The organism is Akkermansia sp. GGCC_0220, assembly GCF_017566105.1.
GTDB lineage: Bacteria > Verrucomicrobiota > Verrucomicrobiia > Verrucomicrobiales > Akkermansiaceae > Akkermansia > Akkermansia massiliensis.
Genome location: NZ_JABFCI010000003.1, coordinates 133,309 through 159,241, shown reverse-complemented (window position 1 = coordinate 159,241; position 25,933 = coordinate 133,309). Strand labels below are relative to the sequence as shown.

The following is a 25,933-nucleotide window of genomic DNA, read 5'->3' as shown; positions in this document are numbered from 1 at the left end:
GAAACGAATTATTTTCCCGCGCACGGGGAGGAGGTGTCCAGGCTTCTGTACACGGCATACCCGCGGGAAGAGCGGCCATGGGGCTCCACGTCGCACAGGACGATGCCCATGCGCTTCAGCTCTCCGTTTTTCCAGATCTTCTGCAATCCGGCCAAATCACGCTTCTTCACGCAGCCGGCCCGCATGACGTACAGCGTGACGTCGGCCAGCCGGGCGACGATGCGCGCATCCGCCAGGGAGGAGTAGGGAACGCAGTCCATGAAGATGAAATCATACTGCTCCTTCACTTCCTCCATCAGCTTCCTGATGCGGTCATGCAGCAAAAGCCGGGAGGGATGGTCCGGCACGGTTCCCGCAAACAGGTAATCCAGGTGGTCGGAAACGGGGGATTGTTCCACCAGGGAACGCCAGCCGCCTTCCCCGGCCTGCTCCAGGTCTCCCAGGCCCGGCTTTCCGGCTCCGCCCAGCAGGGCGCTGAGCGCCCCTTTTCTTAAATCCATATCCATCAGCAGCACCTTCTTTCCGGCCACGGCCAGGGAAAGGGCCAGGTTCACGGAAAGATAGGTTTTCCCCTCCCCGGAACAGGTGGACGTAATCAGGACGCTGAGGGGGTTCCCCCCGTTCCCGTCGGAAAGGGCCACCATGCGTTCCGCCAGCAGGGGGAAGCATTCGGACAGCTCGGAAGGTTCTTCCAGATTCACCACGATTTCCTGGTTCTTCAGCTTCCGCGGCTTGCGCGGCAGTTCCCCGTACACGGGAATGGAGGTCAGGGTTTCTATTTCCTTCCGGCGCTTCACGCTGGAATCCAGCATGGCCGCGACCACGCACAGGAACACGGGAATGGCCATCCCGGCCAGAAATCCCACCATCAGAATCTTGGGAACGTTCGGCTCCAGCGGACCGTTGCCGCCCCGCACGCCGTCCACCATCCGCGCGTTGTCTTCCGTGGCGGCCAGGGCCAGGGAATTTTCCTCCCTCTTGTTCAGCAGGAGAACGTACAGGGATTCCCGGACGCGCTGCTCGCGTTCAATGTGGTTGACGGCCCTTTCCCTGCTGGAAACATTCCTGATATGCTCCCGCGTCTGCTCATGCTGGTCCTGCACGTTCCTCTTCTTGACCAGCAGGGACGTATAGTAGTTATTCACGGAACGCTTCAACGCATCCTTCAGGGAGTTCAAATTGGCCTCCAGTTCGCGGATAATCGGATTGTTGTCCCCGGCATTCACCTTCAGGCTCGTCCTTTTCAGCAGGGTGTCATTAAAAACGCTGATCTGGTCCCGGATGCCCATGTCCGCTATCTTTGAATTGATGGGGACCAGCCTGGCGTCATGCTCGGCCTCCTGCTCCAGGTAATCTTTCAGGTATTCTATGGACTTGATTTCAAGCTCCAGCTCTCTCAAATCCTTCTTGTCATTGAGGCTGTTCTCATATTCCTCCGTAAGGGCCGTGGACAGGTCCGTCAGAACGTCCGTCTCCTTTTTCAGATCTTCAATGGCGAGGTCATTTTTCTTCATCTCCTCACTGATGACGTCCAGGCGATCTCCGATGAACTCGTTCGTCTTCGTGCCGCGCTTGTTCTTTTCCTCCAGGGACGCCTCATTGTAAAAATGGACGATGCTGTACAGAATATCCTCCGCCTTCACCGGATTATTGCAGCGCATGGAAATGTTGATCAAATCATTCTTTCCGCTCGCCTTTCTGACGGTCAGGCCGCTTCCCAGCCCCATCGCCGCATTCTTCACGGAAGTTCTCCTGACAATCACGGGAACGTTCAGGCTGCTTTCGTCAAACTTGGGAGTTTTCTCCACGATGAAGGCCTGGGAGTCAAACCGGATTTCCTTGCCGAAGACGCCCGTCTCATGCCCGTGATGATCCTTCTCATCCTTTTCCAGGCGGAATTCCGTTCCGGAAACGGGAATCACCAGGAACCTGGCGTCAGCCGTTTTTCCCTCCTGCGTGAACTGCACCGCAATAGGGGAGTCCTGATAAATTTCCACCTTCCGGAACCCGTTCTTCTTCCAGTAGGTGACGTCCAGCTTCAAATTCCGGACTACCGTTTTCAGCAGGGAATGGGAGGAAAGCAGGAAAATTTCATTGTCCAGATTGGTGGCGCCCGTGTTGACTATTCCGTTGGTGGAGGCCAGCACCGTGGCGGCCACGGATTCCCTGGGGTAATCATCCTTGATGAGGATGGTGGTGGCCTTTCCGTACACCTGGGGCTGCCGCGCCGCGTACAGATAGGCCAGGGGCAGGCAAATGCAAAGGGAAAGCACGCACCAGTACCATTTCCGGACAATCCGGCCCATGATGGCCCTGGGGCTGGGAAGCAGGGATGCCGGCGCGGCGCCGCCGGCATCCAGGGATTCCTTCTTGGGGGAGAGGTCTTTCATGGGATTAAATGCAGAAGGCCAGAATGACCATGGCAATGGAGGTGCCGGAAATCAGGTAGGGATAAATCTGGAGCTGTTCGCTACGCGTGTTCACCTTCCTGTCCGACGGAGTGACGTAAATGACGTCATTCTGCTGGATGTAGTAGTAGGGGGAATGGAACAGGTCGCTGTTCCGCAGGTCCACCTTGGACGCAATGCGCTCTCCCTGTGATTCCCGGATAACGTAAATGTCACGGTTGCCGTCCATGTTCAGGTCTCCGGCCTTGCTCAGCGCTTCCAGCAGCGTCAGGCGTTCCCCCTTGATTTCATAATTGCCCGGCTTGGACACTTCCCCGAGCACGGAGAATTTGAAGTTCATCAGGCGCACGCTGACGGCGGGGTCCTTGATGTACCCTTCCCTGATGATTTCACTTTCAATGTCGTTCGCCAGCTGGGTGCAGGTTTTGCCCACGGCCTTGATTCTCCCCAGAACGGGGAACACGATGTCGCCGTCCGTGTTCACGAAGTACCCGCGCTCGTCATCCCTGGGGCTGGAAACGCTGCCGCTGTCCTTGTTGAACATCTGCGCGAGCGTGGGATTCTTGCTGCTGACGGAAATGAACAGGCGGTCATCCTTTTTGATGACTATCTTATATTCCTTCCCGATGGACGCTTTCTGGTCCAGCACCAGGTTCTGGACGTAATTGACTTCTTCAGGCTTGACGCAGGCGAGAAGCGCGCACGCCAGGGCGGCGGCCACCAGCAGGCGGCTCCACAGGGAGGGATGACGGAACAGATGTAGGTATTTCATTGGATGATTAAGCAGAGGTTAGATGGTAAGGGGTTTCTTCAAGTCCAGGTAGTCGTACTTAGCGTAGGGAGAGTTGTTGCTCTTGTATTCGGGTATCAATTGCTTCATGGCGCGGATAGTATCCTCCAGATGGTGGGCTTCCGCATGCCGCACCAGCTCTTCAAAGGCTTCCTTCAGCTCGGACATGTCATATTTCCGGGTCTGGAAAATGCGGATGCGCTGGTGGGAGGTTTCCAGCGTATGTTCATAGTCCGCCAGAAGTTCTTCATAAAGTTTTTCGCCGGGGCGCAGTCCGGTGAAGACGATGCGGATATCCTTCAGCGGAGAGAGCCCTGCCAGGCGAATCATTTTTTTAGCCAGCTCCACGATTCTGACCTGTTCCCCCATGTCGAAGACGAAAATCTCCCCGCCCTGCCCCATGGCGTTCGCTTGCAGAATCAGGCGGCAGGCTTCCGGGATGGTCATGAAATAGCGGATCATTTCAGGATGGGTGACCGTAACGGGTCCTCCCTTCCTGATCTGCTCCTTGAACAGGGGAATAACGGAGCCCGCGCTTCCCAGCACATTGCCGAACCTCGTGGTAATGAATACGGTGGCGCCTTTTCCGCTCTTTTTCAGCAGGGCTTCCCCCAGGCTCTGCACGTACATTTCAGCCAGCCGCTTGGTGGCGCCCATGACGCTGGTGGGGTTCACCGCCTTGTCCGTGGAGACCATGACGAAACGCTGCACCCCGTACTTGACGGCCAGGGAGGCCAGATGCATGGCCCCCTTCACGTTATTGACCACGGCCGTGCACGGGTTCTCCTCCATCAGCGGAACATGCTTGTAGGCGGCCGCATGGAAAATCACATCCGGCCGGTACAGCTTCATGCTTTCCTCCAGCTGGCGGCGGTGGCAGACATTGGTGATGGAAGTGGCAACGGGAACGTGGGGATATGATTTTTCCACCTCCTGGCGCACCAGCCACAGCGGCGTTTCCGCGTGGTCCAGCAGAACGATCCGGCGCGGGGAAAACCGGCACAGCTGCCTGACCAGTTCGCTTCCTATGGAGCCGGCCGCGCCCGTCACCATCACCACCTTGCCCTTGATGCCGCCGGAGATTTTTTCCATGTCGATGCTGATTTCCTCCCGCTCCATCAGGTCTTCAATCTGCACTTCATCCACGGCCACGCCGGAATATTCGTGAAACGACTGGAACAGGTCGTGGGAAATCATCAGTTCAATCCCCTTTTCCAGGCAGACGTCCGCCAGCTTCTTATCTCCCAGCAAATCGTCCTTCCCCACAAAAACGACTCCCGACGCCTGGAACACATTCAAGGCCGTCTCCACCTCCGCGGCCTCCTTGATCAACCGTATCGGAATCTCCTTGATTTCCTTGCCGTCCGCCTCCGGAGCGGAAGTCAGGATGCCCACCACTTCATATTCCTCACTTTTCAGGCTTCTGATAAGGGAGGCTTTCAGGAGGCAGGCGTCCAGCTTGCCCACCAGCGCAATCCTCTTGCGCCCGGTCGTCGTGAGAGAGGAAACGGATTCGCTGGAATTGAGGTGTTCCAGCCATCTTCTTCCGCCGATGCACGCCATGCGGCACCCGATCAGGACCAGGAAGGTGATGACGAAATTGAAAATGGCGCAAACGACATGCCCCTTGTAATACGCGGGCCAGAGAAGAATGTTAAAGAGGCACAGCAGCATGCTGGCCAGCAGGATGGCCGCCATCAGCTTCTGCAAGTCCTTCATGGTCGTGAACCGGACCAGGGTCTTGTAAACGCCGGACCGCCAGAGCATGGTGCCCGTGACAGCGAGATCGAAGAGGAGGGCTACCCCCATGTGCTTGTCCACCCAGTCACCCTTGTAAATCCATTCCCCGTAATAGCAGGCCAGCAGCGTGACCAGGGAGGAAAGCCCCAAATCCAGCAGGAAGATGAATTTCCCGCTGGCATTCAGCAGATAATGCCGGGCGTAATAGAGGAATTTTGAAATCTGGCTATGAGTCTCGGTCATAAGAGCGAACATTAAAGATTCAACAAGACGTCAATGATGCGGTCCATGTCCTCCCCGGCCAGGGAAGCGCCCGAAGGCAGGCACAGGCCCTCTTCAAACAGGCGGTCCGATACGCCGGAGCCATAAAACGGGCAGGAGCGGAACACGGGCTGCAAATGCATGGGCTTCCAGAGAGGGCGGCTTTCCACCCCGGCCTTCTGGAGCGCCAGCCGCAGCGTTTCCCGGTCAAACCGGGCCTCCTCCGGATTGACCTGAACGCAGGTCAGCCAGTGGTTGGAATGGTAGCGGGAATCCGGATTTTCCAGCAGGGACAGCCCCGGCACGCCGGAAAGCCGGCGGCGGTATTCTTCATGGATGCCGCGCCTTTTTTCCAGGAAGGAGGGGAGGGAAAGCATCTGCCCGCGGCCTATGCCCGCGCACACGTTGCTGAGGCGGTAATTGTAGCCTATGCGCGTGTGTTCATAATGCGGCGCCTGGTCCCTGGCCTGGGTGGCGTAAAACTTGACCCTGTTCCGAGATTCCTCATCCGGGCAGCACAGGGCGCCTCCGCCGGAGGTGGTGATGATCTTGTTTCCGTTAAAGGAAAAGGCCCCGTACGTGCCGAACACCCCGCACTTCCGCCCCCGGTATTCGGAACCCAGCGCTTCCGCGGCGTCTTCCAGCACGGGAATGCCGTATTTCCCGGCAATCTCCATGATCTCCCCCATGCTGGCGGGCATGCCGTAGAGGTCCACCGGAATGATGGCTTTGGGGGTGCGGCCCGTCTGCCTGATGCGGTCCCGGATGGCTTCCTCCAGCATCTCCGGAGACATGTTCCACGTCTTTTCCTCACTGTCCACAAACACCGGGGAAGCCCCCTGGTAAATGATGGGATTAGCGGAAGCGGCAAAGGTCATGGACTGGCAGAGGACTTCATCCCCCGGCCCCACTCCCAGCATCACCAGCCCCAGATGAAGGGCGGAAGTGCCGGACGCCAGGGCCACCACATGCGTTTCCCCCAGGTATTCCTCCAGTTCCCGTTCAAAAGCGTCCACGTTCGGCCCCACCGTCGTCACCCACTTTGATTCAAAGGCTTCATGCACGAACCTTTCCTCCGCCTCCCCCGTGCAGGCGAGGGAGAGCCAGACGGTGGATTTCTTCTCCGGCGCAGGGGACGGCTTCTTTTTCAGCACGGCGGGACAGCCCGCATAAGTGCCTCCCACCAGCGCATCCCGGACCAGGATGGAATTGGCGCCCAGGACGACGTTTTCCTTCACCGTGCGGCACGGGAGCACCACGGACGCGGCCCCCAGGAAATTGGCATTACCCAGCGTCACGCCTCCGGACACCTTGCAGCCGTTGGCCACGACGTTCCAGTTTCCCAGCGTCACGTCATGGCCGATCAGGGAACCGCAGCTGAACAGGTTGAAATCTCCCATGTCCACATGGCAGCTGAAGATGTGGCCGAAGCTGATGACATTCCCCTTCCCCATGGCCACCCGGCCGCGGTCATAAAACTTCACATCAGGGGCGATGATATTGGGAAAATCCAGCAGGGGATTATCCAACAGGCCGGAAATGCGTTCCAAAGCCCGTGGCGAAGCAATCGCGATCACGACGGAAAGAGGCTCCTTCCAGGCATTCAGGTCTTCCACCGTGCCCAGCACGCGGCCGTACTCGTTTTCCGTTCCGGCGGCCACCCCGTCATCAAAGAAACCTATCAAATTCCAGGAGGGGGACTCCCCGTTGATTGCGCGGAGGCAGCAGGCCGTTTCCCTGCCGAATCCCCCGGCGCCGATGATTGCTATATTTTTCTTCATTTTCCGGAACCCGTGAATTTTTCCATGGTGGCGCAGCCTTCACCGCTGATGCCCTGGCGCTGGACCACCTTCGCCAGCGTTAACAGAATGATGCGCGCATCCAGCAACAAGCTCAGATGGTCCACATACCAGACGTCCAGTTCAAACTTGCGGTCCCAGCCGATGGAGTTGCGCCCGTTGACCTGGGCCCAGCCCGTAATGCCGGGCCTCACGTCATGGCGGCGCGCCTGCTCCGCACTGTACAGGGGCAGGTATTCCGGCAGCAGCGGGCGCGGACCGATAAAGCTCATCTGCCCCGCCAGCACATTGAACAGCTGGGGCAGTTCATCCAGGGACAGGGAGCGCACCAGCCGCCCCGCGCGCGTCAGCCGCCGTTCGTCCGGCAGCAGTTCTCCCCGGTCATCCTTTTCATCCGTCATCGTCTTGAATTTGACGATGCGGAACAACTTGCCGTGGCGGCCGGGCCGCGTCTGGCGGAAAAACGGCGTGCCGCGGTTGGCGGCGGCCAGAAGCGCCGCCAGCGCCAGGAACGGAACCAGCAGCACCGCCAGCACAATCAGGGCGGCGGAAAAATCCAGCACCCTCTTGATGCAATTACCGTAAATCATGCCGACGCCCTCCCGTAAAAATGGAGCAATGCTTCCCACACCATCCGGCAGCTGAAACGGCTTTTCACCTGTTCCGCCGCTTCCGCGCCCATCCTCCCGCGCCGTTCCGGGTCGTCCCGCATGGCCGCCATGGCCTGCCGGAGAGCCTCTTCATCCCGTGCCGGAACCAGCAGGCCGTTCACGCCGTCTTTCACAATCTCATTGCACCCGCATATATCCGTGGCAATGGAGGGCAGTTCCATGGCACCCGCCTGCAGCAGCGAATTGGGAAATCCCTCCCGGTAGCTGGGCAGCACGAACGCGTCCGCGGCTTCCAGCCAGGGCCGGATATCCTCCTGAAAACCGGGGCGGAACACGCCGGGCACGTCCAGCTTGTCTCCGGCGTAATCCTCCGTCCATCCCACCAGAGCCAGAAAAACGGGAGTACGCCCGGTCTCTGCGCGCAGGGCGGAAAACGCGGCAAGCAGCTCACGGATGCCCTTGTCTTCCGTAATGCGCCCCACAAAAACAAACAGCATGGCATCTTCCGGCAGTTCCAGACGCTTCCTCACTTCCTCCCGGCAGCCGGAACGGCGGAAATAATCAGGATCAACGCCGTTGACGTTCCCGTGGGCCAGGATTTCCAGAGGCTTGCCCGTCACCTTCTCCGCCATCAAGAGCTGCCGGACGCCCTCCCCCTCCGGAATAACGTGGGTGGCAAACAGGCAGGTCAGGCGGTCCATCTGCTTGAGCAGGAACTTGAAGGCCCCCTTCCGGTAGGGAAAAATCAGGCCGGTGAAGGTATGGACGCGGACCGGAACGCGGGCAAGAGCCGCCGCCGCCATGCTCAGCAGTCCGGCCTTGGGGGTCACGGAATGCACTCCCCACGGGCGTTCCCTGCGGAACAGCAGGAACAGGCGCCACAGGCTTTTCAAATCTTTCCACAGGGAAATGGTCCGTTCCATCTCCAGCTCCACGGTTTCCACGCCTTCGCGGCGGCGGATGCGCGCATGCTCCGCTCCGGGGGAAGCCACGGCAAGAACGTCAAAAAACCCGTTCAGGTAATTCAACTGGCCCTTGAGCAGCAGGTCCAGTGAGATAGGGGACGCCGCAACCCGGATGAGCTTCCTTTTCATGCGTTGTAAATATTCATGTAAAAGGTGAAGGCGTAAACCACCGGGATAAAGCAGGCCAGTTTCTTTTCCTGGTCCGCCCAGAACCTCTGCTTGAAAAAGGGATAGATGAAGACAAAGCCCATCAGGAACCAGGAAAGCTGGGCGAACCTGTTGCTGAACGCCGCGTACATGCAGAGAATCCAGAACGCATTGGCCGCAATGTAGATGTTCAGCAGCCACGTATACATCACGTCCCGGTATTCCTCCCGGAACAGGAAGTAACAGCCCGTCACAATGGGGAGCGCGCTGTAAATCAGGAAATCCCAGCGGAAACCCACGCTGCTGAACAATGCGGAGGAAGCCTTCAATTCATCCGCCTGGTTGATGTAAAGGGTCAGGCGCGGATCATCGAAAAAGCCGGAGGAGGCGATCATCTCCCCGATGGCGGGACCGGCCAGAATGACGGCCAGGATGCTCCCTACCCACGCCGCCACGTAATACCGCGTATCCGTGATAAACCAGGCGCAGGCTCCCGCGGCGGCCAGCAGCATCATGGACTTGTGCAGGCTGACGGCGAGCACGGTGCAAAGGAGAAGCATTTTAAGGTTGCTGCGGAAGGTGAGGCCCAGAATCATCACGGAGGCGGCCATGCCGTTGCGGACGCCGTTGACCCCGTATACCCAGAAGGTGAACATGGCGCACGTAATCAGGAAGGGAATGAACCACCGGGCTCCGAAAATCCTGTAGCTGGCCAGGGCCAGCGCCCCCACGTATACCGCGGAACAGGTCAGGAAATAATCGTGCACATTGCCGTGCTGCACCCACGCATGCAGAATGACGGCAAACAGCCATTCCCCCTTCATGCCCGTCAACTGGGCTTTCCAGTTGCCCGCCTCTCCCTGCTGAAGCGTCTGGAATTCCGCGGCGTAATTGATGGTATCTCCAAACTCTGCGCTGACGGGACGCGCGCCCATGTACATGATCAGGGCGACGACGAATAAAAAGCCGGCCAGGCTGTCCAGCCTGGCGGTGGAAGCGGAAAAGATTCCTCCCGTTCCCGCCTGATAAACCGCACCAAGGATTAAAAAAAGAATGGTCCAGTTAAACAATGCAGTGTATGAGGAAATGGGAATAAAATCGAAACACATGCCAAGGCAAAAACGGGCGCGGCTGGACATTAGCGGATTACCAGTCCGTTTGAAAATAGAGGCCCGGAAAAGCTGGCAAATTCAGCCTCTTAGGCAGGGGAGGAAAAACGGCTTTTCCGTTGGGATAAAAATCCAGAAACTCCTTAAAGTTTATATTGTCAGAATCTTCGATTGACAGCGGACTGGTAATCCGGTTTAATATTTGGCCCTCAAAAAACGATTTTTCTTTCCCTTTATCATTATATATTGAATATGAAGAAAATAGCAAATGACTCTAACTATACGATAATGTAGAAAACAGCTTTTCGGCATTGTTTGACGCGCCCGGATGCCCTATCGTTTCCTCCGGTCCGGGCCATGTCCCCTGCTTCCGTTCCGGCAGGCATCCTGTTCATGGCGGCGGAGCCTTTACGACCGCGCCCATGCACCCCCCTGTTCAAACCATTCCGGAGGCTCCCCTCGTCAGCATCATCGTTCCCGTGTACAACCTGGAAACGTGCGTTTCCTCCTGCCTGGACAGCCTGCTGCGCCAGACCTGGTCACCGCTGGAAATCATCCTGGTCAATGACGGTTCCACGGACCGCACGGCGCACATTCTGAACGCCTATGCGGCGCGGCATCAGAACATCCGGGTCATCACCCGGGAGAACGCGGGGGTGGACGCCGCGCGCTACGCCGGCATGGACATGGCCGCGGGAGAGTATGTGATGTTCGTGGACGGGGACGACGCCATTTTTCCGGACAGCGTGGAAGCCATGGCTCAAATGGCCGTCCGGGAACGGGCGGACGTCGTCATCGGAGACTACGTCCGCCATCTGGACCGCTTCGGCCTCTTCCGCAGGAAGGACGGCCATATCCCGCACAGCCGGGTGGTGGAAAGGGAGGAATTCCTGTCCTCCTACCATTCCGGCTTCTTCGGCATGGACAGGCACGGCCTGTTCTACACCTACGGGAAAATGTGCATCAAGCTTTACAGAAGGGAATTCCTTCTGTCCAGCCGTCCCGCCCCCAGCGGGCTCAGGTACGCGGAAGACCAGCTGTTCAACCTTCAGGTATTCCCCAGGGCGGAACGAATCGCCGTGCTGGCAAAGGAGGTGTATATCTATAAATTCGGAGGGGTGACCGGGAACCTGTCCCTCTCCCTCTTTGACGACATGCTCCGCCTTCATTCCCTCAAGCTGACCTTGACGGACCGGGAAGACTGGAAAAAAAGCGAACTGGGGGCCTTCCTGAACAACGTGCGCAGCTTTCTGGCAACCCTGGCCGTCTCCGGAAAACTGAAGGCGGACGGCATGCCGCAGGCGCTTGAAAAATTGAACGCCAGCTCCATCTGGCGCCACGCGCTGGAAGCCCATCCCGCCCGTGACGACGCCTTCCTTTCCGCCATGCGCCGGAATGACGCCGCGGCGGCCTACGCGGAACTCAGCCGCCATACCTTCCTGAAAAAAATCGCCTACAGGCTGCGCCGGATCCTTCTGCGGCTGGTCCGCTGAATCCATTCCCGCACCGTGGGAACGTCCCCACGCTCCCCGGCACAGCCGCCGCAGGGCCGGAAAAAGCCGGAGCCGGGAAGAAACAGTTTTTTATTGCGTTCCGGGCGGGTAAATCATATATCCCAGCGGTTCAGCCTCCACCGTTTTTTTCCTACCTTCCATGCCCTCCATTTCCTTCCTGAAAAACCTCGGAGTCCTGCTGACGGGCTGGCTCCTCTTATGCTGCGGCGCGGGAGCGGCGGAAAACGGCAGAATCCTGATGGTGACGGAAGCGACCTTCCCGCCCTACGAATTCCGGGAGGGGAACGCCATCATGGGCATTGACCCGGAAATCATGCGGGAGGTGGCCCGGCGCACCGGCAGGGAGCTGGTCATTGAAGACATGAGCTTTGACTCCGTGATTACGGCGGTGGTCTCCGGAAAGGCGGACGTGGCCGCCTCCGGCATCACGGTCACTCCGGAACGCAGGGGAAAAGTGGACTTTTCCATCCCCTACGTGGAAGCCGCGCAGGTCATCATCGTCCCCAAAGGCTCCCCCATCCGGGGCCGGGAAGACATCCGCGGCAGGAGAATCGGCGTGCAGCACGGAGCCACGGGAGACATCTACGTCACCCGGAACATCCAGCAGCCGGAACGCTTCCCCAACGGGGCGCTGGCCGTAGCCGCCGTGGCGGCGGGCAAGGTGGATGCGGCCGTAATTGACCAGGACCCGGCCAGAATGTACGTGGCAGGCAATGACCGGCTGGAAATCCTGCCGGAACCCCTCACTTCAGAATCCTATGCCATTGCCGTCCGCAAGGGAAATCCGGAACTTCTCCAGGACATCAACAGCGCCATTGCGGACCTGAAAGCCTCCGGCAGGCTGGAGGAAATAAGGACCGCGTACGCGGCCATGCAGGTCAAGTCCGCCGCGGGAGCCGGAAAACACGCCGCCGGGGGGAACTGGCTGGAAAACATGTGGCTGGACCTGAAGGACTCCTTTGACGTCAACTTCATGCAGGAAGGCCGCTGGAAATACCTGGCCAACGGCTTCCTGGTCACGGTGGAGGTCTCCTTTTTCTCCGTCCTGCTGGGCATCCTGATGGGCTTTGTGGTAGCCGTCATCCGCGCCACGCATGACAAGACGGGCAATTTCCGCTTCCTGAACGCCCTCTGCAAACTGTACCTGACGGTGATCCGCGGCACGCCCGTGGTCGTGCAACTGCTCATTATCTACTTTGTGATCTTCGGTACCGTGGACGTCAGCAAGGTGCTGGTGGCCGTGGTGGCCTTCGGCTTCAACTCCGGCGCCTACGTGGCGGAAATCATCCGCGGCGGCATCATGGCCATTGACAAGGGGCAGTTTGAAGCCGGCCGCAGCCTGGGCCTGGGATACGCCCAGACCATGATTTTCATCATCCTGCCCCAGGCCTTTAAAAACGTGCTGCCCGCGCTGGGGAACGAATTCATCGTGCTGCTGAAGGAGACCAGCGTCTCCGGCTACATTGCCCTTCAGGACCTGACCAAGGGCGGCGACATCATCCGGAGCCAGACTTACACCGCCTTCATGCCCCTGACGGCCGTAGCCCTGATTTACCTCTCCGTGGTCATGCTGTTCAGCTGGCTGCTCGGCAAACTGGAAAGGAGACTGAAAAACAATGAATGAACAGCCCGGAAACACCCCCATGTTCCAGATCAGCCGCCTGGTGAAGGAATTCAACTCCGTGCCTGCGGTCAATGACGTCACCACGCAGATTGACCGGGGGGAAGTGGTCTTCATCGTAGGGCCGTCCGGCTCCGGGAAAAGCACCTTCCTGCGCTGCCTGAACCTGCTGGAGGAACCCACCTCCGGGGAAATCCTCTTCAAGGGGGAGCTGGTCACCTCCCCCCGCACGGACGTCAACCAGTTCCGCCGGCACGTGGGCATGGTCTTCCAGCACTTCAACCTTTTCCCGCACCTGACCATCCTGGAAAACATCACGATCGCCCCGGTCAAAACGGGACGCTCCACCAGGAAGGAGGCCGTGGCCCAGGCGGAAACCCTGCTCCGGCGCATCGGGCTGTACGACAAGAGGAACTCCTATCCCCTCCAGCTTTCCGGGGGACAGAAGCAGCGCATCGCCATCGTGCGCGCGCTGGTCATGAATCCGGACGTGATCCTGTTTGACGAACCCACATCCGCCCTGGATCCGGAAATGGTGGGGGAAGTGCTCTCCCTGATGAAGGACCTGGCGCAGGGTGGGCTGACCATGGTGGTGGTCACCCATGAAATAGGGTTTGCGCGGGAGGTGGCCTCCCGCGTCCTGTTCATGGACAAGGGAAAAATTGTGGAAGAAGGGCCTCCCGCCCAGGTGATCGACCACCCCGCCAACCCCAGGCTGAAGGAATTCTTCTCCAAGGTGCTCTGACGCGGCCAGTCCCGGAAAATTCTCCGCAGGAGACCTGCCCCGCGCCCTCCTGCCGCCGAAGCAGGAAGCAGCGAAGACCGCCTTACTTCTTCTTTTCCCTGATCTCCCCCCTCATGCCCAGCTTGACGTCCACGGGGACGGAGACCGGCTCCACAGGAACCTTGTAAATCATCCGGAACCTGAGTTTTTGCATATTCTCCGGCTCTTCAAACTGCAGGCGCCTTGTCCATTCACGGTAGGAGGAGTTCATTCTGCTCCCCCCGCCCCGGGATTCGGTTTCCAGAACTTCGTCCTTCTCATTGAGAATTTCAAAACGGTCCAGGTCGAAGGAGCTTTCCACCCCCAGCCCCAGAATCATTTTCCTCATCTTTTTTCCGTTCCTTTCAAACGTACTGCACTCTTTCAGGAAAAGCCTGCCTGTAGGCACGCTTTCAGACAGGACGATGTCTCCGCCGCCCGCTTCCTCCCGGTCATTGGCTCCCGGCAGCGGCACATGCTCTTCCGCCTCTTCTGCCAGGGGAAATTCGTAAACAGGGCTCTCCACGGAACGGGAGACGGGAACGCGGAACACCCCTTTCAGCCGTACCCAGGAAGCGTCCGGAGAAGGCAGTTCTCCGGCAACTCCATTGACGGTTGCCTGTACTATTCCGCCTTCACTCCGCGGGTACATGCTGCCCATCCTAAACTCTGCCGGGGCCAGCTTCCTGCCGGTGGAATCGGTCGCCTCCAGATACTGGATACCGTCATTGTATCGCGATCCAAAGCCCAAGGGGGACTTGACGCTGAAATTTACTCCGAACTTCAGCTGCAGAGGGGATTCCTGGGGCGCTCCGTTAATCCACATGCTGTTTTTTTCCATGCCGACGGAAACAAAAACGACCTTCACCGGATTTTTTTCCTCCGGCTTGCCGCCGCCCCACGCCGCCGCTCCCAAAGCCGCAGCGGCGCACAGCAAAAACCGGGCAACAATAATGCTCTGCCTGTTCATCCTAGTTCTCCTTGTTCGGGGTATCCTGTTGTTCCACGGCGCCGGACAGGCCGCACTGGATACGGACGGGCACCATGATTTTCCTTAATCCCTCCGCATATTGAACGGCCACCTTCAGTTCCTCCTGCTTCTTCCCCTGCATCCGGAAGTACCGGCCCCAGTCATAACTCTTCAGGGAGCGTCCGGAGCTGGAACCGTAATTTTCCGTCACCAGTGGAGCGCCATCCGGGGAATGCAGTTCAAAATCCAGAAAGCCAAGCGGAGTGGAAGAATGGACTTCCACCCTCAGCATATACCCCTTCGTGTCGTCTCCGCCCTCATCATAATGGCCTTTCAGTTTGACCTTCACGTCCCCGCCGTCCAGTCCGGCGTTCTTGAGCACCAGAGGAACGGAGAAATCCTTGACCGTCATCTTGAGCGTCACGCTCTCTGAAACGGCGGGGCTGCTATATATCACCAAGGGAACCTCCCCTTTGACTTCCACCCACCTGGCTTTTTCCGAAGGCAGCCAGGACGGCGTACTTAAAAAAATTGTTCCGGCTATGTTGCTCTGCTGGTAGGAACGGGAATCACTGTAATGGCAATTCGTTTTGGCAGGAGAACTTCCTTCGGAATCCGTCAGGGCCAGCTCGGAACCGGACTCCCCGCCATAAGCCACCTTCCATGAAGAAGACGTTTCCCTGACCTTCAAATCCATGGAAAACGACCGGCTGGCTTTTGAAAACGGCCCGGCCTCCTGGAGGTTCGTTCTCCAACCATCCAGGGAAACGGTTACGGCAGGTTCTTCAGGGCTTTCCTTTCCGGCAGCGGGGCCGGAAACAGCCGCGCAGCAGAACGCGGCCAGCCAGGGCAGGCAATAGTGAAGCATAGGCAGGGGGTAAGGGTACTTTTTCAGCATAACACGTTCGCAGAACGGCACAAGATGAAAAGAGACCGCCGCCAAGGAAGAAGCGCCGGTTCCGGCAAAACGCTAGCCTGCTTTCTTTCCTCCCCGCTTTTCCGCCTCCTCCCGTATTTCCCCGCCTATGCCGAACCTGGCATCTACAGGAACGGAAACATACTTCAGGGCAGTTTTATAAACCAGCCGGACCCTGCATTTGTCTGCATTCATTTTTTCCGGAGGGGAAAACGTAAAATCGGCCGTCCAGGTTGTTGACTCATCATCAATCTCCGAATTGTCAAGGGACTGGTACTCCAGCACTTTCCCATTCTCGTCAAGAAGCTGGAATTTTTCCGGACGGAACGCGTTATTCGCGTCCAGACAAATGCTGAGCATGAGCTGTTTTTTTCCATCCTCCGTCACCCGCTCGCATTTTTTCACATACAGGTTCCCCACCGGCAGCTCGCACGGTTCCACCACATCGTTCACATTCCCGCCGTTCTCTTCCTCAATGCCAGGAAGCGGAATGAAGGCGGCGGCGCCCTGCCTTAAAGGCAATTCGTAAACAGGGCTTTCCAGCGTGCGCGCCACCGGGACCCTCAGGCATCCCTTCAGCCGGATCCAGGCACAGCCGGCAGGGGGCAGATTGGCCGCAGTGCCTTCAATTACCGTGAAACTCACTCCTTTTCTACTATTTTCATTCAGCCATGCCGTTTGAAATTCCACAGGGGCCAGCTCCCTGCCATCCGCTGCCCACCTTCCCAAAGACTGGTTTTCCACCACGCTACTCTCTCCAAACCCCCAGGGTTCGCGGATAAAAAGAACGGCGCTGCACTTCCATTGCAGTACCCCTTCCCCGCCGTCATTCCCCGTGTCCCGCTTCAACCCCGCTTCCCTAAAGACGATTCCCACTTTTTCCTCCATTTTCCCCTCTTCCGCTCCCCGGCACGGGTGCCAGCCCGGCAGGAAGAAGACGATGCCGCACCATAAACAATGTATCGCCTTCATGGTTTCCGCTGCCGTGAAGTTTCCCGGACCATTCCGGACAAACCGAATTTCAGGTCGACAGGCACGTCAATCCGTTTCAGCTCAGTCATGTAATTCACCAAGACCTGTATCTCCCCCTTTTCTTCCGGTTCCAGCCTGTAATCCCATTCCCAGGAGAGGGAACCGCCGGAACCGGAAGAATAGCCCCAGCTCCAATTTTTTCCCATCACGGGAGTACCGTCCGGTTTCATGAGCGTCACTCCGCAAATACCCAGCATGCGTGACGAAACCAGCTCCACGTTCAGGTTTATTTTTCCGGAATCCTTATTGAGCGACCTTGTTATTTTCAGAGTAGCCTGCGCGTCTCCCTGCCGGCCGTCATCCATCAGGCTCCCGCCTTTCAGAACAACATGGCGTTCTTCCTTTTCCTTGTCCATGGAAAAAAGACAGCCCTCGGACGTCACCTCCTTCTCCGCTGTCACCAGCAGCATATTCCCCTTTACACTCACCCAGCGGGCGTCCGGAGCGGGAACCCAATCTTCCGTTTCCATCCTGAATTCGGGATCGCGGGCATGCAGGAAATCAACATAATCGGAAGGAACGTTCCCTCCACCGGTGGAATCACGTATCTCCAGGCGGATGCCCTCCTTTCTGCTCCCTATGATTTTGCCGGGACCGGGATTGGAAAAACCCAGCACGACCTGGAACGTTCTTTCCGGTTTTTTTATTCCGGGCTCCCAAGGGATTTTACTTGTAGCCGACAGAAGAATGACGGAAACCGCCTTTTCCTCCGGCGCCTCGTCACCCGGTGCGGAAACGCCCGCAAACAGGCAAAAAACGGGAATTGCGAAAAAGATTTTCATCAGGGCAGTTGTTACAGTAATTCACGCTAGCATTTCCCTTTCAAGGATCAAGGGTAAAATGAAAACGTCAGGAATTCACTCCCTCTGCCGCCGCATGGGAACGGTGGCAGCGCAGCATTCCGTTCCCGCAAAGCCGCCTTCCGGCCATGTTGTAAAACCGGGAAGCCGCTGCCGGAAAACTTCTCCGCCCGGGTGAAATGTCCATCCCGAGCAATGCCTGACGCTATGGAAAGCCGCAGGCAGGCATGGCGCCGCCTCTCTCCGGAAAGGCCTCACACGAGACCTCCGTTTTTACAACACGATATCCACGTTGTAGGACTCCTCAATCAACAGATAGTCACACCCATGCTGCCTGCATTTCTCAAGGTTGTCCCTGTTTTCACGCAGCAGGCTCTCCCGTGTGCAGGACGCCTCATCCATGCGCTGCTCAATCGCGTTTGCATGGTCCATGATGTCATGGTAATGCCTTTGAATATAATCCTCTGAAAAAATCAGGCAAACATACCGGATCTGCTCCCGGCAGGCCGGTGTAAAATCCTTCTTCCAGTCAAAGGGGATGTAGCACCCTTCCACCACCAGATTCTGCCCATTTTCCATGGCGGTTTTTACAATTTCCCTGATAACGCTCCAAAGGAAGGGGGTGAGCTCTTCATCTGGGCTTTCAGGTGCAAGGGGACATATTCCGCTGCGTATCAACCCCATCTTTAAATGGTCAATGGATAAATAGGGATAGGAATATTTTTCAAGCGCCCGCTGCGCCGCAAGCGTTTTTCCGGTATGCGTGCCGCCGCCACCGGAAATCCCTCCCCCGGCGTCCCTGCGAGGCATGCTCGATTAGCCCGATGCGGGCAACGCCCGGCATTGTTCCATTTCCGTTATCCAGGTTCATGTTGATTAACTGTGGATATATTTTACAGGATTTCCCGCAAACCGCGTGTTTTGCCCAAAAAAACGGGCCGGGCCGCACAGAGGGGGAACAGGGGGCGCCCCTCCCTACAGGCATTTTGCCCTGCTTTCCGGAGGCACGTTCTGCGGCTAGGGACCCTAAAGTTCCAGTTGCTCCGCCAGCTTGATTTCCGCAAACATTCCATTCAAGCCTGCCATATACGCATCCTGTACTGTCTGGGCCGGGATGGAATGCTCCATGATCTTCAAATCCCTGGCAGCGCAGGCGTCATACAGGAGCGTGACGGGAATGCCGTAATCCTTCGCCGCGCGCACGGTGGTATCAATGCACATATGGGTCATCATTCCGCAGACAACCAGTTCATTCACTTCCCTGGCTTGCAAGAGCTCCAGAAGATTCGTCCGGAAAAAGCTGTTTGGAGCATGTTTCACGACAATCGGCTCATCCCCCGCGGGAGCAATGTCCGGATGGATTTCCGCGCCGACGGTATCCGGGAGGAAAAACGAAGCGTCCGGACGGGTGTTGATGTGCTGGACAAAGATAACGGGAAGCCCCTTTTCCCGGAACCGGTCCAGTACGGCCCTGGTCCGTTCAAGCGCTTCAACGGCGCCCGCCAGTTCAAACCGGCCGCCAGGAAAATAATCATTTTGAACGTCAATAATAAGCAATGCCTGCATCAGCTTCTCCATCCGGCCATTTTTCCAGTTCTTGCAGAGGCGGGCAAGGAAAATTACAGGAGCGCGTGTACTCCTCTCCTCCCCGCTACCGTTGCCTTTGCGGAATCTGGCAGATGAAGTAATACGTTTGACGGAAGCATCCCGGGAAAAGAGCCTCACAGCGGCCATACCGGAAAGGAGGCCGCCGCGGCCGCTTCCGGCCCGGCGCAGCCCATCCGCAGGAAGGTCGTCCATCCAGCAACAAAGCCTTTGCCGTCTCCGGCAAAGGCTTTGAGAATGGCACCCCGTCGCGGGCGCGGAATGGATCGGAACCTTAATTGCTGTAGGAGGATTCCACGCGCTTGGCTACGTCGCGGTAGCCGTATTCGGCGTCGTAAATCTGCTGGAACGCCGCCAGGGATTCCTCCTTCTTGCCCAGCTTTTCATAAAGCAGGCCGATCATGTAAAGGATTTCCTTCTTGGTGTCATTCATTTCAATCAGTTCCTTGTTGGCTTCCTCCAACTGGCGCAGGGCCATATCATGCATGTTCTTGGCGTCATAGCACTTGCCGAGCAACAGCATGGCGCGGATGCGGATATGGGGGTTGTTGCGGGCGCGCTGGAGCTCCGGAATGGCTTCCGTGTAGTTGCCGCAGTCGAAGAGGGCCTGCCCCAGTTCAAAGCGCGTCTGCGGGTCCGTGGGGTTGTTTTCCACGCGCTGGCGGCACACGGCCACCTGCTGTTCCGCCGCTTCCTTGCTGAACTGGACGAGCTGTTCCTGAAGTTCCTTGTTGTCCGGCTCCGCGGCGGCGCGGCGGCGGATTTCCTCCACCTGGGCCTTGCGGTAGCGCTCATTCATTTCAGAGGCCTTGTTTTCCAGGGAAATATCATTGTTGCTGAGGCTGAACGCGTAGTTGTAGAAGGAATAGGCATTCGCCCAGTCCTCCATCTGTTCATAGACGCCGGCGATGTCGCGCACGGCGGCCAGGTCCTGCTGGTTCTGGGCATAACGGGCGGAAAGGAGCCCAAGGCGTTCTTCCAGCTCCGCACGGGTGAGGCCCTTCTTGTCGCTCTTGTCCAGGGAGTTCGTTTCCGCGGAGTTCTTCATCACGTCCCGGAAGCTCTTGGCTTCCTCCCACTTCTGCTGCTGCATCGTGGCGCGGGCCATGCAGTCTTTTTCACTCTTCACGGCCACGCTGTCCGTGGGGTCCAGCTTCACGAGGTCATGGTACACCTCAGCAGCCTGGGCGGGCATGTCCCGTGAAACGTAATGGGAGGCCAGCATGTGGAGCATCTTCTTGTTGCCGGGATGGCCCTGGCGGACGGTTTCCAGCGCAAAGGCGGCCAGGTCCGGGAAGCCCACGTCCATGGCGGCCGTGTACAGGGCCTCGTTGACCGGAATGCTGTAAGGATCATTTTCCAGTTCGTCTTCCAGCGCGGAAAGCTGGGTGGCCGCATCCTTCTTGGAGGAGGTGAGCTTGCTGGTGCTGATTTTCATGCCGCTGAACAGGCCGCCTTTCTTGGCTTCCGGGTTCAGCTTGATTTCACAGGCGCGCAGCGCCCTGCGGCCTTCCAGAAAGCCGGGAAGCTGCTTCACCAGGGCCTTGAGCAGGCTGACGGCATAGGGATAATTGTTCATGTCCACCGCCTGGCGGGCGCGCACCCAAAATTCGGCCTGCTGGGGGGTCAACTGTTCTTCTGTAATCGTTTCAATCATGGAACTATATAAGCGTAAATGGTGAACAACGGCAGCGCTCCAAACGGGGAGGCTCCGCATGTAATAGTTTAATGCTATCAGCCGGGGAGGCATACTTCAACCTTGTTTTTTGTTCCCGTTAGGAAAAAATACGCCGTATGAGACTGGATGCTCTTTTATCCCGCTACGGGTACTGTTCCAGGCGGGAAGCACCGGGCTGGATCAAACGCCACTCCATCACGTTCAAGGGGGAACCCTGCTCCGCCCCCACGGACAAGGTGCAGGCGGAAGGCATCCTCCTGGACGGGGAGCCGGTGGAGTTCCCGGACGGCCTGTACGCCGCCCTTTACAAGCCCGCGGGATATACGTGCAGCCATGACGACGGGGAGGGAGACGTGATTTACGACCTGCTGCCCTTCCAGTGGCGGCACAGGAACCCCGCGGTTTCTTCCGTAGGACGGCTGGACAAGGAAACATCCGGCCTGCTCCTCATTACGGACGACGGGAAATTCATCCACCGCATGACGTCCCCCAGGCATCACGTCGCCAAGGTTTACGAAGCCGTCACGGAAGAGGACATTCCGGCGGAGGCCGTGGAACTGTTCGCCTCCGGAACTTTCACGCTGAACGGGGAGGACCGCCCCTGCGCCCCCGCCGTGCTGGAAATCCTGGAACCGCGCCGCGCCCGGCTGACGCTGACGGAGGGGAAGTACCACCAGGTGCGCCGCATGCTGGCCGCCGTGGGCGCTCCCGTGGCCTCCCTGTGCCGCATTTCCATCGGCTCCCTGCATCTGGACAGCCTGAACCTGGAGCCGGGGGAATGGATGCCCATCCGTCCGGATGCGCTGTAATCCTCCTGTTCGCCATGTGGATTCCCATTTCCGACGCTCCTATTGCCTGCTTTCCGCACTTTGAGGTGGCGGCGGAGTCCGGGGACTGGATTGTGGTGGACAAGGGCGCGCCCCTCATCGTCCACCCGTCCAACGGGAAGAAGGAGCCCAACCTGCTGGAGGGCGTGGAAGCCCTGCTGAGCTATGAAATAGCCAACGGAGCCGCCCTTTCCCTGGTCAACAGGCTGGATCGGGAAACCAGCGGCCTGACGCTGATCGCCAAGAACAAGGCGGCGGCGCGCGAGCTGGGGAGGGCCATGCAGCGGCGCCGGATGCACAAGGAATACCTGGCAATCGTGCAAGGCCGGCCGGAGTGGACGGAAACAACCTGCGCCGCCCCCATCCTGAGACAGGGGGACGTCGCGGAAAGCCCCATCTGGGTCAAGCAGGCCGTTCACCCCGCCGGGAAGGCATGCGCCACCGTTTTCCGGACGGAACGGACGTGGAACACGCCCCGCGGCCCGCTGGCCCTGGTCCGGTGCATTCCGGAAACCGGACGCATGCACCAGATACGCGTGCATCTGACGCACCTCGGCCACCCTATTCTGGGAGACAAGATTTACGGCCCCTCCGAAGCCTGCTATCTGGAATACATCCAGCACGGCTGGAGCCGGGAGCTGGAAGAACGGCTGATCCTGCCGCGCCATGCGCTGCATGCCTGCCGGCTGGAGTTCCCGTTTGATGAAGAAGTTTTCACCGCGGAAGCCCCGCTGCCGGAAGACATGCGGCAACTGCTTGAAGCGGGGGATTAAAGAAAATTCCGTCAGACGACCGGAATGACGTCATCCCGGTCAAAGCGCACTTTCGCCAGACGGGCGTATTTGTCCGCCTCTTCATCCCGGTAGCCCAGGGCCAGGGCGCAAAGCGCATAGTACGGGGAGCCTTCCAGGTTCAGAATGCGGTCATAGGCCGCAGGGTCCATTCCTTCCAGAGCGCAGGTATCCACCCGGAGGTCAGCGGCGCAGCTCATCATGAACCCGAGGGCGATGTACACCTGGCGTTCCAGCCATGCCTTCAGGACTTCCGGAGACTTGGAATCCACCAGTTCAAAAATGCGCGCGCGGTACTGCTCCAGGGATTCCATGGTGACGCCGCGCACTTCCACAATGCGTTCCAGATAGCGCTGCACATCCTCCGGCTTGAAGTCCCTGCGGGCGCAGAAGACTACCAGATGGGAGGCGTCCGTAACCTGGGGCTGTCCCCAGGAAACCTCCCGGAGCCGTGAGCGCACGGACGGATCCTGCACGTCGAGGAATTTCCACATCTGGAGACCGAGGGAGGAAGGACTCAAATGCAGGGATTCCAGAAGGGCTTCCCAATCCTCTGCCGGAATTTGGCGGTCCGGGTTGAATATCTTGGTGGCATAGCGCCATTCCAGCGTCTTGATCAATTCCTGAGCGTTCATATTCGTATAAAATGATTGATGCGGGAGCTTTCCGCGTAGCCGGCGCGCCGGGCGGCGTTGCCGCCATGGCATGCGCCGCGGTTTGCCCCATGTCATGGCATCTTCCCCGTTTCCTCCCCGGAATGCAAGCCAAGGTTCCGGCACAAGCGCGGCAGCGGGTTCTTGCGGAAAAACTTTTCCTACCCGGTACGCCGGAAGCCCCAGCCCTCCCTGAAAAGAAGATGAACGTGGACGGACGAATTGTAAAAATGCGGCCTTGGACCGTGTCCGGGGGGGTCCATGAACAAAAGCTGATTCGTTCATCTTCCAGCTTCACTCACCTTGAGGACGGCCTGTCTCGCATTCCGCTCCAACCAGGGAATCCCGGTTTCCCGGCCCCTGTAAAATCACGCAACCCCGGAGAAAAAGCCCCCCTCCCCGGAAAAACGTCACACAGCCCGGGCAGCTTCCATCCCTAAAAACACGGATGCCGTAACAAGGAGAAACGCTTCCGGCGCACCCATTACAAGAGAACCGCGACCTTCCCCGGACATTAGAGGAACTTGACCGGCATGTAGTCCCCGGTCTGCTGAATGGTGAAGCTGATGCCCAGGCCGAATTCGTTTTTATTCCCGTTCTTGCGCACGAACGCTCCCACGCCCAAATACCAGGAACCCATGTTGTGGTACACGTTGTATTCCTGAATGTCCAGCTTTCCGTCCAGCAGGGAGAAGCGCCACTTGCCGCTGAATGCCCAGGCTTCCGAAAAACGCTGCAAAACGCGCAGGTCAAGCTGGCTGCTGTCCTCCAGCAGGGAGTGCTGGTTCAGGTAACGGTGCCCCACCACGAATTCCGTGGAGCGCCACGGCATGAAGCGCAGTGAGTTGTTGTACTCATGGCAGCCGGAAATCTTGTCCTTCCCCAGGATGGGGGCCTGCATTTCCGACCGGTATTCCATCCACGGAACGGGGTTCCAGCGCATGAAGGAGAAGAGGTTGGAGAAGTCCCGCTGGTTGATCGGGTCATACAGGTACGCATCCATGAACACATCCCAGGAAAACCAGCGGTGGGAATTGGCGTCCCGGCTGGTCATCAGCATGTTGCGCAGGCCGTACCGGAATACCAGCCCCGTTGGGAGGGAGTCAATCTCCGTATACCTGCCCAGGCTCAGGGACGGCGGATTGGTGGTGGGGGTGTCTCCGTCAATCTGGGGATAAAGCTCGCTCAGGCGGTTGGTCTTCACGTACGCCAGCGTAAAATGGGGCTGCACGATGTGGTTCATGCCGTTCAGGCCCAGGGAATCACTGTACACGGAGGAATAACGGCGGGAAAATTTGAAGTCCGCATCCGTTCCGGCATAAAAAATCCCCTGGTTGAGCGGCTTGTAGTCCTCCACGCCGTAATACCCGGTGTAGCCCCCGCCCAGTTTGGGCGTCAGGTTCAGGAACCCCATGATTTTCTTGGAGGCGGAAATTTCATGGAAGGAATGGAACCGGCTGTAGCTGTCCGTCATCAGCATGCGGGCCCAGTAATCATAGGAAGTGGTTCCGGGCTCCATCTCGTCCAGCATATCCCGGATTTCCGTCCGCATGAAAGGGGGGACGTACTGCTTCAGGAAGGCGAAGCTGGTGCGGCTTTCATACATGACGGGAGAACGGAAAATGGGGGACTTGATGCGTTCATAGCTGAACTCCGTCCGCTGGTCCGCCATGTAGAAGTTGTTGGGAACGAAACGCTGCAGCAGTGAAAAATCATTCGTGTCGTCCGTGCGGGAGAGAAGCACCGTATTATCCGGAGAAGAATTGCGCTGATAGATTTCCGGATAAAAGTCGCGGAGCATGTACTCGTCGCTCAGCATGTTGACGTTGGCCTTCAGCCGCCAGTCCGTGCGGGCGTTTACCCGGTGGGACCACATCTGCTGGAGCGCCAGCCGCCACCGGTCCGGGTCCAGGTGCTCGCGGTATTCATCATCCCCGGCGTTAATCTTCACCCCCTTGTCATGGGTTTTGTAAAAGGACAGGCCCGTCATGTCCGGACAGTCCTTTTCCAGCAGCACGTCACGGATGTCCAGCCCGTAGGCGAAGCCGCGCCTGGTGCGGTAATCCACATGGAGGGTGCCCAGATAGTCGGCGGAAGGCATGCCGTTGTCCGACCATTTTTCCCCCAGCAGGAACCCGTATTCATTCAGGAGGTAAGGCCCCCAGATGGACCGCATGCCGGGAAGGGGAAGATAGCCCACCTCCGGATTCAGGGAATGGCTGAGATAGGGAAAGTAAAAGAAGGGAACGCCCCCGTAATGCAGGGTCAGGTTCTTGAAGGAGAACCTGTCTTCCGGATACACGCGTATCCTGTCCGCTGAAATCCAGGTGAGGGGTTCGCTGACGTCCTCCGCCGTAACGGAGGCGTTACGGGCTTCCAGATAGGTCTTGCCGGCGGCGTCCTTCCGGGATTCAAACTTCCCGCTGCGCAGGATCAGCCCTTCCATCTTCGCCCGGATGGCGTCCGTGAGGAGCACTTCGTTCTCCCAGTCGAACTCCGCGCTGCTGGCGCGTATCAGGCTGTTGGTGCGCGTCTTGCTGTCGCTCTGGTAAATGGACAGGTTCCCTTTCAGAAAAACCCTGCTCCGGTCCATATCCGCCTGCGCATAATCCGCAAACACCTCCACCCCGGTATCCGTGACCATGTGCACGCGCGGGCCTTCAAAAATGATCTTCCTGGCTTTCTCCACCCTGATGGGCCCGTCATTGGTGATGGAGATATTGGAGGGAATCTGCGGCATGAGCGTGCCGGAAAGCAGGTTCCCCGCCATTTCCCCCTGGGGCTCTTCCTGCCCGGAACCGGAGGACGGGGAGGACGGCGGCTGTTCCGCGGGCGTCTCTGCAAACAGGGGAGCGCCGGCAATCAGCGCCGCGGCACCCCATAGCTTTGCATTCATCCCAATCATGGCTAGTCCACAGAACACTATGAGAAAG

The 25,933-nt window shown here is 58.3% G+C and carries 22 protein-coding genes and 2 pseudogenes; 7 read left to right on the top strand and 17 right to left on the bottom strand.

Features of this window, described 5'->3' with window-relative positions; translation table 11 throughout:
• Positions 1–8 precede the first annotated feature (8 nt).
• From HJW02_RS03440 to HJW02_RS03410, 8 genes and pseudogenes are all read right to left on the bottom strand, one after another.
• Positions 9–2,390 carry a polysaccharide biosynthesis tyrosine autokinase gene (locus tag HJW02_RS03440; protein WP_102722609.1) on the bottom strand — a complete coding sequence of 794 codons (2,382 nt, stop codon included), beginning with the start codon at positions 2,388–2,390 and terminating at the stop codon, positions 9–11.
• 4 nt (positions 2,391–2,394) lie between these two features.
• Positions 2,395–3,180 carry a polysaccharide biosynthesis/export family protein gene (locus tag HJW02_RS03435; RefSeq protein ID WP_102722610.1) on the bottom strand — a complete coding sequence of 262 codons (786 nt, stop codon included), beginning with the start codon at positions 3,178–3,180 and terminating at the stop codon, positions 2,395–2,397.
• Between the two features lie 18 nt (positions 3,181–3,198).
• Entirely contained in the window at positions 3,199–5,181 is a 1,983-nt protein-coding gene (locus HJW02_RS03430; protein WP_180970965.1) for a nucleoside-diphosphate sugar epimerase/dehydratase, read from the bottom strand.
• Positions 5,182–5,192: 11 nt separating this feature from the next.
• Positions 5,193–6,350: an aminotransferase class I/II-fold pyridoxal phosphate-dependent enzyme gene (locus HJW02_RS14125; protein WP_343132764.1), complete on the bottom strand. Its 1,158-nt coding sequence runs from the start codon at positions 6,348–6,350 to the stop codon at positions 5,193–5,195.
• A 399-nt stretch (positions 6,351–6,749) separates the two neighbouring features.
• Positions 6,750–6,980: pseudogene (locus HJW02_RS14120) on the bottom strand (serine acetyltransferase); the annotation flags it as partial.
• A complete protein-coding gene (locus HJW02_RS03420; RefSeq protein ID WP_243759981.1) occupies positions 6,977–7,588 on the bottom strand; it encodes a sugar transferase in 612 nt (203 codons plus the stop codon). The gene HJW02_RS03420 and the pseudogene HJW02_RS14120, both read right to left, overlap by 4 nt.
• A complete protein-coding gene (locus tag HJW02_RS03415) occupies positions 7,585–8,703 on the bottom strand; it encodes a glycosyltransferase family 4 protein (RefSeq protein WP_102722612.1) in 1,119 nt (372 codons plus the stop codon). Before HJW02_RS03415 ends, HJW02_RS03420 begins: the two co-directional genes overlap by 4 nt.
• Positions 8,700–9,791, bottom strand: a complete 1,092-nt coding sequence (locus HJW02_RS03410) for an EpsG family protein (protein ID WP_180971836.1) — start codon at positions 9,789–9,791, stop codon at positions 8,700–8,702. Before HJW02_RS03410 ends, HJW02_RS03415 begins: the two co-directional genes overlap by 4 nt.
• A 461-nt stretch (positions 9,792–10,252) precedes the next feature.
• Here HJW02_RS03410 and HJW02_RS03405 point away from each other — a divergent pair, with 461 nt between their 5' ends.
• The 4 genes and pseudogenes from HJW02_RS03405 (at position 10,253) to HJW02_RS03395 (ending at position 13,710) form a co-directional block, all read left to right on the top strand.
• Positions 10,253–11,323, top strand: coding sequence for a glycosyltransferase (locus HJW02_RS03405; protein WP_146018158.1), 1,071 nt, complete (start codon positions 10,253–10,255; stop codon positions 11,321–11,323).
• A 160-nt stretch (positions 11,324–11,483) separates the two neighbouring features.
• Positions 11,484–12,197 (top strand): annotated as a pseudogene (locus HJW02_RS14115) (transporter substrate-binding domain-containing protein); the annotation flags it as partial.
• An 81-nt stretch (positions 12,198–12,278) separates the two neighbouring features.
• Positions 12,279–12,968 carry an amino acid ABC transporter permease gene (locus HJW02_RS14110; RefSeq protein WP_343123150.1) on the top strand — a complete coding sequence of 230 codons (690 nt, stop codon included), beginning with the start codon at positions 12,279–12,281 and terminating at the stop codon, positions 12,966–12,968.
• The gene (locus HJW02_RS03395) at positions 12,961–13,710 is read left to right on the top strand and encodes an amino acid ABC transporter ATP-binding protein (protein ID WP_022396195.1); all 750 of its coding nucleotides are present in this window, start codon (positions 12,961–12,963) and stop codon (positions 13,708–13,710) included. Before HJW02_RS14110 ends, HJW02_RS03395 begins: the two co-directional genes overlap by 8 nt.
• A gap of 82 nt (positions 13,711–13,792) precedes the next feature.
• Here the strand turns inward: HJW02_RS03395 and HJW02_RS03390 are convergent, their stop codons facing one another.
• From HJW02_RS03390 to HJW02_RS03360, 7 genes are all read right to left on the bottom strand, one after another.
• Positions 13,793–14,698 carry a hypothetical protein gene (locus tag HJW02_RS03390; protein ID WP_102722365.1) on the bottom strand — a complete coding sequence of 302 codons (906 nt, stop codon included), beginning with the start codon at positions 14,696–14,698 and terminating at the stop codon, positions 13,793–13,795.
• A gap of 1 nt (position 14,699) precedes the next feature.
• Positions 14,700–15,566 carry a hypothetical protein gene (locus HJW02_RS03385; RefSeq protein ID WP_102722366.1) on the bottom strand — a complete coding sequence of 289 codons (867 nt, stop codon included), beginning with the start codon at positions 15,564–15,566 and terminating at the stop codon, positions 14,700–14,702.
• 102 nt (positions 15,567–15,668) lie between these two features.
• On the bottom strand, positions 15,669–16,586 hold the full coding sequence (locus HJW02_RS03380) for a hypothetical protein (RefSeq protein WP_102722367.1): 918 nt from the start codon (positions 16,584–16,586) through the stop codon (positions 15,669–15,671).
• On the bottom strand, positions 16,583–17,428 hold the full coding sequence (locus HJW02_RS03375) for a hypothetical protein (protein ID WP_102722368.1): 846 nt from the start codon (positions 17,426–17,428) through the stop codon (positions 16,583–16,585). Before HJW02_RS03375 ends, HJW02_RS03380 begins: the two co-directional genes overlap by 4 nt.
• A 291-nt stretch (positions 17,429–17,719) precedes the next feature.
• Positions 17,720–18,256 (bottom strand): adenylate kinase, encoded by a 537-nt coding sequence (locus HJW02_RS03370; protein ID WP_102722369.1) that lies wholly within the window; start codon positions 18,254–18,256, stop codon positions 17,720–17,722.
• 216 nt (positions 18,257–18,472) lie between these two features.
• Positions 18,473–19,024, bottom strand: coding sequence for a cysteine hydrolase family protein (locus HJW02_RS03365; protein WP_205597318.1), 552 nt, complete (start codon positions 19,022–19,024; stop codon positions 18,473–18,475).
• 301 nt (positions 19,025–19,325) lie between these two features.
• On the bottom strand, positions 19,326–20,708 hold the full coding sequence (locus tag HJW02_RS03360) for a tetratricopeptide repeat protein (protein WP_180970968.1): 1,383 nt from the start codon (positions 20,706–20,708) through the stop codon (positions 19,326–19,328).
• A gap of 137 nt (positions 20,709–20,845) precedes the next feature.
• Here HJW02_RS03360 and HJW02_RS03355 point away from each other — a divergent pair, with 137 nt between their 5' ends.
• Both HJW02_RS03355 and HJW02_RS03350 read left to right on the top strand, forming a co-directional pair.
• A complete protein-coding gene (locus tag HJW02_RS03355) occupies positions 20,846–21,538 on the top strand; it encodes a pseudouridine synthase (RefSeq protein ID WP_102722371.1) in 693 nt (230 codons plus the stop codon).
• 14 nt (positions 21,539–21,552) lie between these two features.
• A complete protein-coding gene (locus tag HJW02_RS03350) occupies positions 21,553–22,329 on the top strand; it encodes an RNA pseudouridine synthase (protein WP_102722437.1) in 777 nt (258 codons plus the stop codon).
• Between the two features lie 11 nt (positions 22,330–22,340).
• Here HJW02_RS03350 and HJW02_RS03345 read toward each other — a convergent pair whose 3' ends face one another.
• Complete coding sequence (locus HJW02_RS03345) at positions 22,341–22,982, bottom strand: NAD(P)H-dependent oxidoreductase (protein ID WP_022396205.1); 642 nt, start codon at positions 22,980–22,982, stop codon at positions 22,341–22,343.
• Positions 22,983–23,104: 122 nt separating this feature from the next.
• On the opposite strand from HJW02_RS03345, the gene HJW02_RS03340 reads away from it, so the two are divergent.
• Positions 23,105–23,440 carry a hypothetical protein gene (locus HJW02_RS03340; RefSeq protein ID WP_146018159.1) on the top strand — a complete coding sequence of 112 codons (336 nt, stop codon included), beginning with the start codon at positions 23,105–23,107 and terminating at the stop codon, positions 23,438–23,440.
• A gap of 74 nt (positions 23,441–23,514) precedes the next feature.
• Here HJW02_RS03340 and HJW02_RS03335 read toward each other — a convergent pair whose 3' ends face one another.
• Positions 23,515–25,905 carry an LPS-assembly protein LptD gene (locus HJW02_RS03335; RefSeq protein WP_102722373.1) on the bottom strand — a complete coding sequence of 797 codons (2,391 nt, stop codon included), beginning with the start codon at positions 25,903–25,905 and terminating at the stop codon, positions 23,515–23,517.
• Between the last annotated feature and the right edge of the window lie 28 nt (positions 25,906–25,933).